General features: G+C 42.8%; 12 protein-coding genes and 1 tRNA gene. 5 read left to right on the forward strand and 8 right to left on the reverse strand.

The features are described 5' to 3' along the window. Positions 1-141 precede the first annotated feature (141 nt). Positions 142-1,134 (forward strand): polysaccharide lyase family 7 protein, encoded by a 993-nt coding sequence (locus OCU38_RS08270; protein WP_261822709.1) that lies wholly within the window; start codon positions 142-144, stop codon positions 1,132-1,134. A gap of 212 nt (positions 1,135-1,346) precedes the next feature. On the opposite strand, the gene OCU38_RS08275 is transcribed toward OCU38_RS08270, so the two are convergent. Continuing rightward, a tRNA-Arg gene (locus tag OCU38_RS08275) sits at positions 1,347-1,422 on the reverse strand. A gap of 255 nt (positions 1,423-1,677) precedes the next feature. Here OCU38_RS08275 and OCU38_RS08280 point away from each other — a divergent pair. Together OCU38_RS08280 and OCU38_RS08285 are read left to right on the forward strand one after the other, a co-directional pair. Next, positions 1,678-2,265: a YhgN family NAAT transporter gene (locus OCU38_RS08280; RefSeq protein ID WP_152819680.1), complete on the forward strand. Its 588-nt coding sequence runs from the start codon at positions 1,678-1,680 to the stop codon at positions 2,263-2,265. Between the two features lie 142 nt (positions 2,266-2,407). Beyond that, positions 2,408-3,505, forward strand: a complete 1,098-nt coding sequence (locus OCU38_RS08285; protein WP_261822710.1) for an alkene reductase — start codon at positions 2,408-2,410, stop codon at positions 3,503-3,505. Between the two features lie 86 nt (positions 3,506-3,591). On the opposite strand, the gene OCU38_RS08290 is transcribed toward OCU38_RS08285, so the two are convergent. Then, entirely contained in the window at positions 3,592-4,716 is a 1,125-nt protein-coding gene (locus tag OCU38_RS08290; protein WP_261822711.1) for a M20 family metallopeptidase, read from the reverse strand. A gap of 60 nt (positions 4,717-4,776) precedes the next feature. Then, positions 4,777-6,144 carry an anaerobic C4-dicarboxylate transporter DcuC gene (gene dcuC / locus OCU38_RS08295; RefSeq protein WP_261822712.1) on the reverse strand — a complete coding sequence of 456 codons (1,368 nt, stop codon included), beginning with the start codon at positions 6,142-6,144 and terminating at the stop codon, positions 4,777-4,779. Positions 6,145-6,638: 494 nt separating this feature from the next. Here dcuC and cobO point away from each other — a divergent pair, with 494 nt between their 5' ends. After that, positions 6,639-7,235, forward strand: coding sequence for a cob(I)yrinic acid a,c-diamide adenosyltransferase (gene cobO, locus OCU38_RS08300; RefSeq protein ID WP_152819676.1), 597 nt, complete (start codon positions 6,639-6,641; stop codon positions 7,233-7,235). 66 nt (positions 7,236-7,301) lie between these two features. Here cobO and OCU38_RS08305 read toward each other — a convergent pair whose 3' ends face one another. From OCU38_RS08305 to apbC, 4 genes are all read right to left on the reverse strand, one after another. Continuing rightward, a complete protein-coding gene (locus tag OCU38_RS08305) occupies positions 7,302-7,991 on the reverse strand; it encodes an aspartate/glutamate racemase family protein (RefSeq protein WP_261822713.1) in 690 nt (229 codons plus the stop codon). A gap of 11 nt (positions 7,992-8,002) precedes the next feature. Continuing rightward, a complete protein-coding gene (locus OCU38_RS08310) occupies positions 8,003-10,384 on the reverse strand; it encodes an AsmA family protein (RefSeq protein WP_261822714.1) in 2,382 nt (793 codons plus the stop codon). A gap of 163 nt (positions 10,385-10,547) precedes the next feature. Continuing rightward, positions 10,548-11,189 (reverse strand): uridine kinase, encoded by a 642-nt coding sequence (gene udk / locus OCU38_RS08315; protein ID WP_152819673.1) that lies wholly within the window; start codon positions 11,187-11,189, stop codon positions 10,548-10,550. Positions 11,190-11,332: 143 nt separating this feature from the next. Further along, positions 11,333-12,406 carry an iron-sulfur cluster carrier protein ApbC gene (gene apbC, locus OCU38_RS08320; protein WP_261822715.1) on the reverse strand — a complete coding sequence of 358 codons (1,074 nt, stop codon included), beginning with the start codon at positions 12,404-12,406 and terminating at the stop codon, positions 11,333-11,335. 242 nt (positions 12,407-12,648) lie between these two features. On the opposite strand from apbC, the gene metG reads away from it, so the two are divergent. Then, positions 12,649-14,700 (forward strand): methionine--tRNA ligase, encoded by a 2,052-nt coding sequence (gene metG / locus OCU38_RS08325; RefSeq protein WP_261822716.1) that lies wholly within the window; start codon positions 12,649-12,651, stop codon positions 14,698-14,700. Between the two features lie 107 nt (positions 14,701-14,807). Here the strand turns inward: metG and mlc are convergent, their stop codons facing one another. Beyond that, positions 14,808-16,022: a sugar metabolism global transcriptional regulator Mlc gene (gene mlc, locus OCU38_RS08330; RefSeq protein WP_261822717.1), complete on the reverse strand. Its 1,215-nt coding sequence runs from the start codon at positions 16,020-16,022 to the stop codon at positions 14,808-14,810. Positions 16,023-16,057: the final 35 nt, after the last annotated feature.

Raw genomic sequence — 16,057 nt, forward strand, 5'->3', positions numbered from 1 at the left:
CAATAAGATACTTGGCGCATAACGCGTTCACCAAAAAATATCTTTTAGATTCAACACCTTGCTTAAACTGTGACAAAGGCATCATTTCTTTGTTTTGTATTATTTTATGGTAAGAAAATATTACAACCTAGAGGGATCATAATGTTCAACTGTAAATTAAAAGCACTTACTCTCATTCTTGGCTTATCTTGCTCTGCATTGGCATCAGCGGCGTTAAATCCACAAAAGCCACCATCAGAAAATTTTGATTTATCAAAATGGATGTTGAACGTTCCTATGGAAGATACTAAGCCTGAACGTAAAGGTCAGGTAATGGAAGTCTCTGTGCAGCAGTTAAATAAAGGTTATACGCAATCAGATTGGTTTTATACGGACAAGAAAACCGGCGCTATGGTTTTTGTTGCGCCAAACAAAGCGATGACGACGCCTAATTCAAAAAATGCACGTTCTGAATTACATGCAATGCTAGATCCAACCGAAGGTATTAACGAATTTAAACCTAGTGCCAACTTTGTGCTTTCAAGTCATGACAATGCTCAAAACTATGGCGCAGTGGGTGGAAAACTGAGTGCTGTCCTTTCTGTTGACCATGTCAGTACCAGTGGCGATCACCGTAACAACGATTCATTTAGTGTGGTAATTGGTCAGATTCATTCAAAAGATAACGAACCACTGAAAATTTTCTATCGTAAATTACCGGATCAAGAGTATGGTTCGGTTTATTGGAATTACGAGAACAATGCTACTGGCGTAAATAAATCAAAACGTCTTGATATATCACATGATGTGTTCGGTAAATCAAAAATTCGTTACGGTCAACCAACACCGACTGATGGCATTAAACTAGGCGAAAAATTTGCTTATAGCATTGATGTAGTAGGTGAAGAAATGCACCTAGTGTTTACTAAAAATCTAGATTCCGCTAAACCGATTAAAAAAACATTTGTCATGAATATTGCGAAAGGCCACTACCTTGGCAACACTTATGACGAAGGTTATGCGCAATCTGTATTGCATTTCAAAGCAGGTGTATATAATCAATGTAATGTGGGCCCTGTTGGTTGTAAAAATAACGGCATAGCTGCAGGCGACTACGCGCAAGCTAGCTTTTATAAACTGGACTTAGAACAGTAATAAATACTTAGCCAATGTATGCTCTGCCCTGTTATGACTAAACCGTAATGACAATAATCGGACAGAGCATGCATTTTCATATACTGCAATTGAACTGCTAGAATTGGATTTAAGTATTAAAGCTAACCTAAGCGGGAAATCATCCCAAAAGCACCCTACCGAAGAAACGATAGAATTTAAGCTATTGAATTTTAAGATAAGTATATATGAAGTGGCGTCCCCTACAGGATTCGAACCTGTGTCTAAGACTTAGGAGGTCCTTGTTCTATCCAGCTGAACTAAGGGGACTTGGGCTGTATTTTTATCATAGCTTAATGTAGGCGACAATCCTTTAGTAAACAGTTGCGCTATTTTTATTCTAAAAATACGCAACTCCATTCATTAAATACTCCATTTTATCCAAACTGTGATTTGTCACACCTGTTAATTTTAATAATTAAGTGAAGTAGCAACAAATAGTCAATGATTGTGCTGTACAGGGAGTGACTTCCTGTTTCATAATCACGACCTCTCATGGGTTCACCTAACTTTTCAGGACATCGAATGGATACTATATCTGCTGCGGTCATGCTTTTTCTTATCATGGACCCTATGGGTAATTTGCCTATTTTTAGCTCTTTATTAAAACACGTTGATAAAAAACGACGTCGCATTGTTTTAATTCGCGAGTTGGTGATTGCTTTATTAGTGATGCTGTTGTTCCTGTTTGCAGGTGACAATATATTGACCTTCTTAAGTTTAAATAAAGAAGCGGTCTCTATTTCTGGCGCTATCATTTTATTTTTAATCAGTTTGAAAATGATCTTTCCACCAGAAGGCGGACTTGGCGCGAGTTTAGGTGCGGGTGAAGAGCCTCTTATCGTACCTTTGGCTATTCCTTTGATGGCTGGCCCTTCTATTATTGCGACTTTAATCTTACTGGCGCATAAAGATCCAACTCGTATGTTTGATTGGTCATTGGCTTTGGTTGCAGCTTGGCTAGCTTCTGCGGTAATTCTTATGTTCTCTGAATTGTTTGAACGTATTGTCGGTGAGAAAGGCCTGCAAGCGGTAGAACGTTTAATGGGGATGTTGCTGCTAATGATTGCGGTACAAATGTTCTTAAATGGCATCGAAAGCTATCTGCACTAATGGTTAGCGTTTGGCTCATTAAACCCTACTAAAAACTGATTATTGCCAAACATGTAAAACTATTTTGTTTGTTTCGTGCTTTATCACACTCAGTAGGGCTGATAGTCTGAACTCAGTTTCCAGATACCGTTAAGGGTTCTCTATGAGTTCAGCACTATTTCAACCTATCCAACTTGGCAACCTTACCTTAAAAAACCGTATTGTTATGCCTCCTATGACTCGCTCTAGAGCCTCACAACCGGGCGATGTGGCCAATGATATGATGGCAACCTACTACGCTCAGCGAGCGCAAGCAGGGCTTATTATCTCTGAAGGTACACAAATCTCGCCTATGGGCAAAGGCTATGCTTGGACTCCGGGTATTTATAGTCCTGAACAGATCGCTGGTTGGAAGAAAGTAACGGATGCCGTGCACGCACAAGGCGGCGCTATGTTCGCTCAGCTTTGGCATGTAGGCCGTGTTACTCACCCTGACAACATCGGTGGCGAGCAACCTGTTTCTTCTTCTGCCATCAAAGCGGAAAACGTCAAAGTATTTATCGACAACGGCACTGATGAACCGGGTTTTGTTGATGTGGTTGAACCTCGTGAAATGACCACCAGCGACATTAAAGCTGTGGTTAAAGAGTTCCATCAAGCGGCATTAAACGCACTTGAAGCAGGCTTTGATGGCGTTGAGTTACACGCAGCAAATGGCTACCTTATCAATCAGTTCATCGATTCAGAATCCAATAACCGCACAGATGAATACGGTGGCAGCCTTGAAAATCGTCTACGTTTTCTTGATGAAGTGGTGGCAACTCTTGTTGATGCTATTGGCGCAGAGCGCGTTGGTGTGCGTCTTGCGCCGCTAACAACTCTAAACGGCACCGTGGATGCAAACCCTGAGCATACTTACACAGAAGCGGCAAAATTGCTCGACTCACACAATATCACTTATCTGCATATTGCTGAAGTTGACTGGGATGATGCTCCTGACACGCCAAAAGAATTTAAAATTGCGCTACGTAAAGCATTTAAAAATACTCTAATTTACGCTGGCCGCTATAAAGCCGAAAGTGGTGATGCAGCCATTGCAGAAGGTCTGGCCGATATGATTGGTTTTGGTCGACCATTTATTGCTAACCCTGATCTTCCGCAGCGCATCAAAACTGGCGCGCAGTGGGCACAGCACGATCCAAATACCCTGTTTGGCGGCGATGAGAAAGGCTTAACGGACTACCCTACTCTTAGCGAGTAACGTCCTCACAGCGATAAAAACACAACAGCCTCTTACACTTGCACAGTGTAAGAGGCTGTTTTATTTGGCTAACAGTATTAGCTTAATTAAAGCTGATTAAGCACATTCACCAATAATTGCAGACGTGGCGCAATAGTATTGATCAACAGATATTCTTTAGCCGAATGAAGCCCTGCACCTGATGGCCCAAAACCGTCTAATGTAGGGATGCCCATATTTGCGGTAAAGTTACCGTCTGATCCACCGCCTGCATTTTCCCATGCATACACTAGGTTTAATTTATCGGCCTCAGCGCTCACCAAAGCAATCAGCTCTTCCGTTGCATCGGTTGGAATCATCGCAGGCTTAAAGCCCAAACGTTTTACTTCTACGCTTGCACCCTCTTCAAACGGCGATTGCGCCATTTGCTCTAGCTTGGTATGAATTGCTTGCGCTTCTTCGTTGTTCCAAAAACGCAAATCGACAATGGCTTGCGCAAAGTCAGGCACCACATTTACAGCAACTCCACCTTTGATGGTACCTACGTTCATGGTGGTACCCGTTTCAAGATTGACCATATCTTTAATCGCCAATGACCAATGACTCAACTCATAAATCGCCGATACGCCATCTTGCAATGCAGAGCCTGCATGTGAAGCCACACCATTAAAGGTCAGCTCATATTTAGCATTTCCTTTACGAGAGCGAATCAAATTACCATTGGCGCGAGAAGCTTCACACACCAATACTTGCGTGCTTTTGACCGCTAATGATTCCACCCAAGAACGCGAATAACGAGAGCCAATTTCCTCATCACTGTTTAATGCCACCACAATAGCGAGCTTTTGTTTTTGCTCATCAGATATCATCTGCAATGCATACCATGCACTCAAAATACCTGACTTCATATCCGTCACACCCGGCCCATAAATCTTTTCATCATCATGGGTTAAAGGACGCTTCGCAACTGTGCCATCAGGAAATACCGTATCCATATGTCCACACAACATGACATCGTAATGCTGCGCATTGGGTTTATTGGTAATTTCTAAACAAGGACCTGCGTCTTCATGTACGGTATGTCTTTGTACATGAAAGCCAATGCTTTCAAACATTGGCGTTAAAATATCAGCAACCTTAGCGATCCCTTGTGGGTTATGACTGCCACAATCGATGTTCACTAAGCTTGCCAGTTGCTCGATATAAGTCTCTATATTTACAGAAGTTGTCATATTACACCTCAAAAAAGCTCCCACAGTATGAGAGCTTTTGTTAATGACTCAGTTTACTTATTAAAGCGTCATTGGAACTAGGTAAATAGTGCCGATAATTACGGTCGCTAAGCCACATAAAACAGGAACACTGGTACGTTTTACCACTTCAAATGGGCTGATTTTACCCATCCCAGAAGTTGCTACGATAACACCAGAGACTGGTGAAATTGTGCGACCTAAGTTAGACGCTTGTAGCATTGGAATGATAAGAAACGCAGGGTTTACGCCCATTTTTGCAGCTAACGCTGGCGCAAGTTCAACAAACGCGTAGAAAGGTGCATTACCAGAACCCGTCGCAATAGCCGCCGCAACAGTTAGACCGGTTAGCAATAACATCAATGCCACTGCGCCTGCACCTGCGTGGTCGGCTAGGTGAATTAAGTGATCAATAGCGCCGATAGACATTAAGCCTTGCGCAAATACGCCTGCCGCAACCAAAAGCATAACCACGCCTTTGAATGCATCCGCCATACCCGCATAGCATGATTCAAGATCTTCCAAAGCTTGCTTGCCATCAAAGCGTTTAGTGACATAGTGAACCAAAGCGCCAATAAAGATAGACAGCACTACGATAGTATAAATATCCAGTGACAAGCCAGGGATAGTGCGACCGTTAAAGACGAACACACCAAAGATAGGCAAGAACGGTAATAGTGCATAGAACGCTGGAGCCTCCACTTTCATCTCTGAAAGGTCGACTTTTTCCATTGGCGTATTCTCTTTTTTATCCAGATATTTATTCCAGAAGAATGCCGCAGCTGCCATCACGATGATGGCGCAAAACGAAACAGGCAATACCGTATTAAATGCAAATATGTCTAAAGGCATATTCGATTTAGCCGCTGCTACAACTACGTCACCGGAAGTTGGCGATAAGATGATTGCCGCTGGTGATGCACACACGGCGACTGCCGCAGGGCGAGAGATCCCCATCGCTGTCATCATAGGGAATAAAGTAGCCATTAATAGCACACCTAGTCCAGTCGCCGAGCTCACTGCCAATGACATTAAACACGCCACAATATAAGCGGCAACTAACAAAATGTAAGGCGATTTGATGACAGAAAGAGGCTTAGAAAACTGTTTCACTACCACATTGTTGGCGCCAATATGAGTCATGTAAGAAGCAAAACCACACAACAGCATAATTTGTAGACCTAAGCCGCCACCTCGGTACTGAAGCATATATTTCACAAACTCTAGAGCGTCAGTAAAAGTATTCCCAGTAGATGCAACTTTAGCCGGTAATACGGTGTGCCCTAAGAAACCGGTGATTAACAGTAGAGATATACCAGCGGTGAGCAATACACCTGCCGCGCGATATCCTTTGATTATAAAATAACCAACAATAATGGTGATTATTAGTCCAATAAGCAATTCGAGCATATTAGTTGACCTTATTTACATTGAAATTATGCAAATTAAGTTACCAGAACTACTCCCTTCTAAAAGGGACTCAAATCAATTTTAGACACATTTATGGAGAATAAGATTACATTTTGTTACGTTTGTGATTTATTTATAGTTTACGCAAGGTAAATCCTCATATTATTTAATTTAATCTAAACACCAGACAAACAAAATAATTACACTAAACAGACATTTTGTATTCATTCAAATAACCCTATCGTTTGTTTAATAATCTTAATGAAAATAAAAAACAGTCTAACTTCATATTAATATTCTAGTCATTTCATATTGCTTGACTGTTATTTACCCAACCCCCTATTGATTAAAACAAGCTATTTAAAACAGCCTATTCAATAACAACAAACATCGCATCTGCCTTGCCACTTGGGATTGAGGTGCAATCAGTCCTTTCTGTCTTGCGAAAACTGTGTTTATCATAGACTTCTGTCAGGGATATAAAGGGAACGGCAATGACTCAAGAACAGGATCGTCATCAACAGCGTCAACAAAAGCTCAAGCAAAAAGTAGATGAGAAAATCGCCAGTGCGGTAGAAGAAAAAGGGCTATTACTGGTCATTACAGGGAATGGCAAAGGCAAATCGACATCAGGCTTTGGTACTGTTGCGCGCGCTGTAGGTCACGGCTTTAAATGTGGTGTGGCGCAGTTTATCAAGGGAACGTGGGACAACGGCGAGCGTAACCTGTTAGAGAAGCTTGGGGTTGCTTTCCATGTTATGGCTACAGGCTTTACTTGGGAAACTCAAAACAAACAAGCCGACACCATTGCAGCGCAAGAAGTTTGGCAAGAATGCAAAAAAATGCTGCAAGACCCTAGTCTAGATGTGGTTCTATTAGATGAACTGACCTATATGGTCACCTATGACTACATCGACCTTGAAGAAGTGCTGACGGCATTTAAAGAAAGACCAAGCCACCAATCGGTTATTGTCACCGGACGCGCCGCACATCGCTCTATTATTGAACTTGCCGATACGGTGTCAGAAGTGCGTAATGTGAAACATGCTTTTGAAGCTGGGATAAAAGCACGTAAAGGTGTTGACTGGTAGGATACTAATATAGATAGAGGCCGCTCAATAGCCGCCTCTATTTTTATATTGGTTCGAGCAAAATTGCTAACACAGCGCCCAATCCACCGCCGACTGAGCATGAATTATCGTCGTATCAAATAAAGGTACATCGGTATCATCGCTATTGATCAGTAGACCAATTTCAGTACACCCTAAAATGACTCCCTGCGCGCCCTTACGCTTTAAATCCGCGATAATATCGGCAAAAACTTGTCGAGATTCAGGCAAAACTTTACCTTGGCATAATTCATCATAAATAATGCGGTGTACATCGCTTCGTTGGCTCGGCGTAGGAATAGACACTGAAATGCCTTGCTCAATCAATCTCTGCTTGTAGAAATCTTGCTCCATGGTAAAAGCCGTACCAAGCAAAGCGACTTGCTGAATATTATTATCTTGTAGCTCTTTAGCCGTCGCGTCAGCAATATGCAGCACAGGAATAGAGACCACCTGCTCTATCTCTGGGGCGACTTTGTGCATGGTATTCGTGCAAATGACAATTGCCTCAGCACCGGCGGCTTGTAAAGAGAGCGCCGCTCGCGACAGTATCTTAGCTGCGGCATCCCAATCACCTTGACGTTGCAATTCTTCTATCTGCGCAAAATTGACACTAAACAACACCAACTTTGCTGAGTTGAGCCCGCCTAAACGCTGTTTTACCTGAGTGTTAAGCAGTTGGTAATAGGTTTGAGTTGACTCCCAACTCATCCCACCAATTAATCCCAACGTTCTCATGCTGGCCTCACTTAGAATAATTTTTTCAGCAATGAGTCTGCCATTTTCTTGGTTTCATCATTATCGGCGTTGTCACCAAACAGCTTTTTCAAACCACGTTCGGCTTCTTTTTTTGCCTTTTCTTCCAGCTTTTTCTTATTGCGTTCGAGCTCTTGTTTTTGTAACGCGGCTAAATCTAGACTCACTTTAGGATCTGTCCAACTGCCTTGTATACGCAAAGGAATCGTTATATCAGCAAGATCATCAATGCCGCCACCGCCTTGACCTTCTAATGAGCCGACAATAGAAGTTTTAGACAAGATGTCCATGGTTTCATTGAGATAGTTAGCGTTACCCGTAGCCTTAATTCGCAACAATGGCGATGCCACCGCCACATTCGATAATGTCGCCACACCTTTATTTAACTTGACCGAGGCATCCATTGAGCTAAAGTCGGTTTTCTTAGGTTCAGTGTCAGCGGGTACTTTTTCGCCTTTAAATTTTGCATAGTTAGTACGAATGATTTGTGCAACGTTAATGCCATTAATCGCCCCATCGGCAAACTTCACTTTCACCGTGCCCGCTAAGTGTTTTTTCAGCTCATCTGGAATTAAACTTTTACCACTAAGGTCGAGATCAATATTGCCAGTCCCTTCAAGAGTATTGTTATCTGCCACATCCACCAGCAATGGGCCTACCTTGACGTTTTTAACCGCCGCATCAATGTCGTAACTGGCAACCGCTTGCTTAGCATTAACCACAGCTTTAGCTTGAATACTGCCTTGATAAAGGTTGGCTTTTAACGAGCGTAGATTAAATACACCCTCTTTAATTGCAATATCAGCAAACGCATTCTGCAATTTGGCATTGCTAGCTTGTAGCTTGTCGATACGAATACTGCCTGCCACATCGACCGTTTTTAATACTGACAAATCTGGTTCACTGGCAACGGTTGCCGCCTCGTTTGCTGATTCTGATGATGGCGCTGCAGCCGCTTTACTATCAGCCGTATCATCTGTTGCCGAGCCCGTCCACTCGTCCACATTAATCTCAGGGCTGTGCAGTTTAAAGCGCACTTTAGGGATGGCGGTCAGCTCAACACTGGTTGTCCCGTCAAATTGCAATTGGTTAAACGCCAATTTTTTCCATAATAGCGATAATTTGTTCTTAATCAGATCAAATTCAACGTCCGATTCAACCGCCACTACAATCGGGTTTTGAGGCAGTGCATCACCGGCTACTTTGCCTTTTACCGTCAGAGCATCTACGTTGACTTTTTCAATGTTTTTATCAACCAGCAGATTCCCCATCACCATTAAATTGGCATCTAAATCCGATGCGCGCCCTTTAACGCCCACTTGGAAAGCGCCAACCTCACCTAATCTAAATGAGGAGACACCCACCTTAATCGATGCCAAATTAATATCTTTGCCTTTTAATGGCGTGCCAAGTGCAAAACTCTTAATGGCAAAAGTAGATAAGTCACTTTGTAGCAACACCTTGGTGGTGCTGGTGATATCAAACTCATTACCTGCCGCCTGACCTTCGGCCAGTAGTGAAATATCAGACCAAGTATCGAGTTTAAATTGATCGACGTTGAGCTTGAAACTGGTCACGTTTAAATCAGGTTGTGAAAAATTACCGTTAACCTCAATATCTTTCACTTGGTAATCAACAAAATCGGCATCCGTTTTGGCGTTGGCTTTACCCGATACTGCAAATTGCTGTTGGTTATTTACCCCTGAAAAACTAAAGCTAATTGGCGTCCATTGCCCAAACTTAAAGCTTGCCACTTTCAAGTTCACATTTTCTAGCTTGGTATAGAGGTTGCTTCGTTGGTCTTTAATTTCTAGAAGTGCGTCTTTAATGTTGACACCTTTCACTGAGATAGCCCAAGAGTTAGCAATATTGTCGGCTGTCTGATTAGAAGAGGTTTGTTGCGAAGAGTTTTCAGTGACAGCGTCTTGTGAGGGAGTAGATTCAGGAAATGGTTCAACAGAAGAGGATTCAGCAGAGTTGGAGCTTGCCGTTAGCGCATCTAAGTTACTGCTACCATCGGCGAGGGTTTCAATATAGATGTGCGCCCCACTTAACGTCACATTCCCCACTTGTAACTCTTTGCTAAGTAAAGGAAGAACCGAAATATCTAGCCCTACCTCGTCAACCTTAACCATGTTTTGCGAACTAAAGCCTTCCGGATTACTTAATGTTGTTTTACCTAGGGAGAAACCAATAGAAGGAAAGAATTGCCAACCAATGTCCCCTTCAATCACCAAATCGAGGTTGGTTTGTTTCTTGGCTTGGTCAACAAGCATAGGTTTAAACTGATTTGGGTCGACAAACACTAATAATGCTATGACCGCTAACACAACCAAAATAATGGGCGTGATAATAAATAGTGAAAACTTCTTCATCTTCTCTTCCCTGTAACCTGATTTTTCTAAGCATTGTCCGGCTGCGTAAACGCTAAACACAAAAAATGGCACGCCTGTGCCATTTAATTCTTAACCATAATTTGGCGCTTGTATGTAGGCAGCCATAATAAATTTTTAAACCTAACAGCTAACGACTAAATTACTAAGATTTCAGTAATTTAGCAATATGCGCTTTTAACACGTCAATGGCAATTCGGTTTTTACCACCGCGAGGGACAATAATGTCCGCATACTGCTTAGAGGGTTCAATAAATTGCAAAAACATTGGTCGCACTGTTTTTTGGTATTGGGCAAGCACAGAATCCATTGTACGACCGCGCTCTTCTACATCACGCTTCACGCGGCGTAGTAGACAAATGTCTAACGGGGTGTCCATAAAGATACTGGCATGCATCAAATCGCGCAGTCGCTGATCGGTAAGCAATAAAATACCTTCTAGAATAATGACCTTTTTCGGGTTCATTGTTTTAGTGGTACTAGTACGAGTGTGCTCAGTGTAACTGTACTCTGGTACTTCCACTGCGTTGCCTTGCGCAAGCTGGCTTAAATGTTCACACAATAAATCATGATCTAACGCCTGAGGATGGTCGTAGTTGGTTTTTACACGCTCTTCCATGCTCAAATGACTTTGATCTTTATAGTATCTGTCTTCCGTGATAACACCGATTTGATCTGGACCAACCTTGGCACGCAGTTCGTTATATATAGTACTTGCAATCAGGCTCTTACCCGATGCGGATGCACCTGCGATACCGATGATGACACATTGATTATTTTCAGACATTCACTGATCCTAATAAAAACAGATATTAAACTAAGTAAATTATAGGGATTGATAAACTTCGATACCAGAAATAAGCTCACAATCCCTAAAGGTTGAATATATTTTGCGCAATATGCATCAAATATCGCACAGGATAACCACAATTATTTTACTTCAACAAAACTAATTCGCTCAGCTTGCGGCTTTCCATGCCAAAACAGTCGGCTGACGACTTGCTCGGCTAAGTCAAAATACGCTTGTGCTTGTGCAGAAGAATCAGCATTTACCACTGACGGAGTGCCCAAATCAATATCACGGCGGATATTGGCATGCAAAGGCAGTTGCGCTAATACTGAAATGCCTTTATCTGCGGCCAATTTCACTGCTCCGCCACTGCCAAAAATATCTTCATGAGAGCCACAATTTCTACAAATGTGATAGCTCATGTTTTCGATAATGCCCAGCACGCCCACATCGGCTTTCTCAAACATCGCAATGCCTTTAATGGCATCGGCCAATGCTAAGTCTTGCGGAGTTGTAACCACCAAAGCGCTCGTTAAGGGAATATCTTGCGATAGCGTCAGTTGTAAATCGCCCGTACCCGGAGGCATATCAATGATCAAGTAATCCAATTCAGGCCATTGGGTTTCTTTTAATAGTTGCATTAAGGCTTTTGACGCCATAGGGCCACGCCATACCGCCGCGTCATCACTAGAAATCAAATAACCGATGGATTGGGTGTAAACGCCATGCGCTTGTAGCGGCTTCATCCATTTGTTGTCGACTACTTCTAAAGACTGTCCTTTAGTGCCAAACATCAATGGAATGGAAGGGCCGTATACATCAGCATCTAATACCCCAACCGTAGCACCTTCTTTGGCGATGGCTAACGCCAAATTAGCGGTTGTGGTCGATTTTCCCACCCCACCTTTTGCCGATGTCACTGCGATAATATTTTTAATCGAGGTTAAGGTGCTTGGCACTTTACTTTGTAAAGGACGTACTCTTGCCGAGACGTAAAATGTAAACTCTTCCCAGCCTTGCGGCGCATCGTGATCAGAAATCCATTGCCCAACGGCTTTGGTTAACGAATCCACTAAAAAAGGGATCTCTACATCAATGGTTTTTTCTGTATTACCTACCGTCACCACACCTTGAGTCGCAGCCCATTCGCTGGCCAAAAGTGGATGTTGAAACTGATTTAACCAAGAGTAAAGTGTCTGTTTGTTGTTCTTCATCAATACGTCCTTTCTACATATATGCATTACATACTAGCTTGATTACGGGCTTCATTTAACCTGTTATTGCTCGGCGACTAGAAATAAATTCCAAACAAGCACTAAAAACTGGCGCAAAAAGGGGCTTATTCAATGCTTGCTCGATAAACAAGAAACGATTTATCCGCGAGATCCTTTTCGTTATCGCTAGCTTACGGTAATATTAGCGGCTAGAAATTTATCCTATCTGCGAAAAGTTAAGTATGACTACTGAATTAAGAAAAATGCTCGTCACTTGTGCACTACCCTATGCCAATGGTTCTATCCATCTAGGTCATATGCTAGAGCACATCCAAGCTGATATCTGGGTGCGTTACCAACGCCTACGCGGTAACACAGTAAACTTTGTTTGTGCTGATGATGCCCACGGTACGCCAATCATGCTTAAATCTCAGCAGATGGGAATTACACCAGAAGAAATGATTGCTGGTGTCAGTGAAGAGCATCAAAAAGATTTTGCCGGTTTTGACATTAGCTTTGATAACTATCACAGCACGCACAGTGAAGAAAACCGCGAACTGGCTTCAAGCATCTACTTAGAGCTGAAAAAAAATGGCTTTATCTCTAGCCGCACTATTTCTCAGCTATTTGATCCTGAAAAAGAAATGTTCTTACCGGATCGCTTCGTAAAAGGCACTTGCCCTAAATGTAAATCAGAAGACCAATACGGTGATAACTGCGATAACTGTGGGGAAACTTACAGCCCAACTGAGCTTATCAACCCTAAATCTGCGGTTTCTGGCGCAACTCCGGTAATGAAAGATTCAGAGCACTTCTTCTTTGACTTGCCTCAGTTTGAAAGCATGCTAAAAGAGTGGACTCGCTCTGGCTCTTTGCAAAGTGAAACCGCCAACAAGATGCAAGAGTGGTTTGAATCTGGCTTGCAACAGTGGGATATCTCTCGCGATGCACCTTACTTTGGTTTTGAAATCCCGGGTGAGAAAAACAAATTCTTCTACGTTTGGCTAGACGCTCCTGTCGGCTACATGGCATCGTTTAAAAACCTATGTGGTAAACGTGACGATCTTGATTTTGATGAATACTGGAAAAAAGACAGCACAGCTGAGCTTTATCACTTCATCGGTAAAGACATTGTTTATTTCCACAGCCTATTCTGGCCTGCAATGCTTGAAGGCGCGGGTTACCGCAAGCCTAACAATGTATTTGTACACGGCTATGTGACCGTAAATGGCGCGAAAATGTCTAAATCAAAAGGCACGTTCATCAAAGCCAGTACTTACCTCAATCATCTAGACCCAGAATGTCTACGCTACTACTACGCTGCGAAATTAAACAGCCGTATTGATGATCTTGATTTAAACCTTGAAGACTTCACTCAGCGCGTAAACTCTGACGTAGTAAACAAAATTGTGAACCTTGCCTCTCGTAACGCAGGTTTCATTACTAAGCGTTTTGCCGGTCAACTCTCTACTGAATTTGCTGAGCCTGCTCTATATCAAGAGTTTGCTGATGCCGCCCAGCGTATTGCTGAACTTTACGAAACTCGTGAATTTAGCCGCGCGATTCGTGAAATTACCGCTCTTGCTGATAAAGCAAACCAATATGTCGATGAGAAAGCCCCTTGGGTTGTTGCAAAACAAGAAGGTCAAGATCAAGCACTGCAAGACATTTGTTCAGTTGGCATAAACTTGTTCCGCGTACTGATGACTTACTTGAAACCAGTGATGCCTGAATTAGCAGCGCGCACCGAAGCCTTCTTAAACCAAGAGTTGACTTGGGATGGCGTAGCAACTCCGTTGACTAACCATGAAATCAGCAAGTTCAAAGCACTGTTTAATCGCGTTGACCCGAAAAAAGTTGAAGCTATGGTAGAAGCGTCAAAAGAAGACGCGGCAGCTGAAACAGCAGCCAAAGAAAAAGCCGAGCAAGCGAAAACCGAAACTGAGCTAAGCAAAGAGCCTATCGCTGACGAAATCGAATTTGATGATTTTGCGAAAGTCGATTTGCGTATCGCGAAGATTGTTGAATGTGAATCTGTGCCAAAAGCGAACAAGCTATTAAGATTGGTACTGGACTTAGGCGGCGAAACTCGTCAGGTATTTGCCGGCATTAAATCGGCTTACAACCCTGAAGACTTAATTGGTAAACATACCGTGATGGTTGCCAACCTTAAACCTCGTAAAATGAAGTTTGGTATGTCAGAAGGTATGGTGCTAGCCGCTGGCCCTGGTGGTAAAGATCTTTGGATCCTTGAGCCACACGAAGGTGCACAACCTGGCATGCGCGTAATGTAACGGATTACCGTCATTACACCATCAAAAAAATACCGGCTAAAAATTAGCCGGTATTTTTATTTTTAATCGATTTTAATATCACTTACTGTCATTGCAGTATTTAGCGTTCAGCCTTCAATCAACTTCATCAGCAATATTCCGTCATACAAGGCTTGCTTAATCAAAGCTGCGCCTGGCATGGTAGCATTTTTAATAAAGCGACTTGGCGCAATCTCCAGATCTTGACGATAAATCGGCAAAGTTTGAGTTTCTACACTGCGCTCAATCTCAGGGATAATAATGCCTTTCGCAACATTAATGTCACCGCCTATCAATACTTTCTCTGGGTTGAACATATTCACCACTAGCGATACTGCATAGCCTAAACGTTGGCCTAGCTTTTTCACTATATCCAGCGCCAAAGGATCGCCATGATTGGCGGCCATACAGATATTAATGACCGATAATGTTTCAAGTTTCAAACAAGTCTCTTCACCCGCTTCGATAGCTTCGGTCACTTGACGTAATAGTGCATGCGAGCTTGCTACCGTTTCTAAACAGCCACGATTTCCGCAATGGCAAAGATGCCCATCAGGTTCGACCTGCAAGTGACCTAACTCACCTACATTCCCCAAACGACCTTGCAGTACTTTGTCTTCTAAGATGATGCCTGCGCCAATACCGTTATGTACCGAGATAAGCACTGAGTTTTTATTTTGCTGAGAGTTACCAAATAGCTTTTCAGCTAATGCCCAAGCGCGCGTGTCATTGGCAATAAATACCGGTAAACCGGTCGCCTTATAAATAGCAGGGCCTAATTCTAAATACTTCACATCATAATGCGGCATCTGCAATACTAAGCCACTTTCCGAGTGTACTAGGCCCGGTAAAGTGATGGCTAAGCTAGTGATGCGCTCTAGCATATCGGCTTTTTCTTCAAAGAATTGATAAATCTCTTTTAGAAGACGAGCCAGCATCGCGTCTTGATTACGCTCTTCAATATCGATGTACTTTTCAGAAATGACTTCACCACCAAGCTCATGCAGAGCAATGGTTAAGTAGCCACGTCCCAGTCTCAGCGACAGGAATTGCCAACCTTCATTATTGGTTTGTAAACCAACAGCCGGACGACCACGACTGGTCGCTTCTTGGACAACCGTTTCATGAATCAAGTGTGCTTCAATCAATTCACGAGAAATTTTTGTGATACTTGCGGGCGCAAGACCACTGAGTTTAGAGAGATCGATTCGAGAAATAGGCCCAAACTGATCAATGAGCTGATACACCTTACCGGCGTTTATCTGTTTAATATGATCAATGTGGCTTGGTTGTGCCGTGTACATGCGAGTCTCCCTAGTCAAGAAACTCTATTATTTTA

The organism is Vibrio neonatus, from assembly GCF_024346975.1.
GTDB lineage: Bacteria > Pseudomonadota > Gammaproteobacteria > Enterobacterales > Vibrionaceae > Vibrio > Vibrio neonatus.

Excerpts from the sequence above, each read along its gene's own strand:
- OCU38_RS08270 (WP_261822709.1), top strand. The coding sequence starts at position 142 with ATGTTCAACTGTAAATTAAAAGCACTTACTCTCATTCTTGGCTTATCT.
- OCU38_RS08280 (WP_152819680.1), top strand. The coding sequence starts at position 1,678 with ATGGATACTATATCTGCTGCGGTCATGCTTTTTCTTATCATGGACCCT.
- OCU38_RS08285 (WP_261822710.1), top strand. The coding sequence starts at position 2,408 with ATGAGTTCAGCACTATTTCAACCTATCCAACTTGGCAACCTTACCTTA.
- OCU38_RS08290 (WP_261822711.1), bottom strand. The coding sequence starts at position 4,716 with ATGACAACTTCTGTAAATATAGAGACTTATATCGAGCAACTGGCAAGC.
- dcuC (WP_261822712.1), bottom strand. The coding sequence starts at position 6,144 with ATGCTCGAATTGCTTATTGGACTAATAATCACCATTATTGTTGGTTAT.
- cobO (WP_152819676.1), top strand. The coding sequence starts at position 6,639 with ATGACTCAAGAACAGGATCGTCATCAACAGCGTCAACAAAAGCTCAAG.
- OCU38_RS08305 (WP_261822713.1), bottom strand. The coding sequence starts at position 7,991 with ATGAGAACGTTGGGATTAATTGGTGGGATGAGTTGGGAGTCAACTCAA.
- OCU38_RS08310 (WP_261822714.1), bottom strand. The coding sequence starts at position 10,384 with ATGAAGAAGTTTTCACTATTTATTATCACGCCCATTATTTTGGTTGTG.
- udk (WP_152819673.1), bottom strand. The coding sequence starts at position 11,189 with ATGTCTGAAAATAATCAATGTGTCATCATCGGTATCGCAGGTGCATCC.
- apbC (WP_261822715.1), bottom strand. The coding sequence starts at position 12,406 with ATGAAGAACAACAAACAGACACTTTACTCTTGGTTAAATCAGTTTCAA.
- metG (WP_261822716.1), top strand. The coding sequence starts at position 12,649 with ATGACTACTGAATTAAGAAAAATGCTCGTCACTTGTGCACTACCCTAT.
- mlc (WP_261822717.1), bottom strand. The coding sequence starts at position 16,022 with ATGTACACGGCACAACCAAGCCACATTGATCATATTAAACAGATAAAC.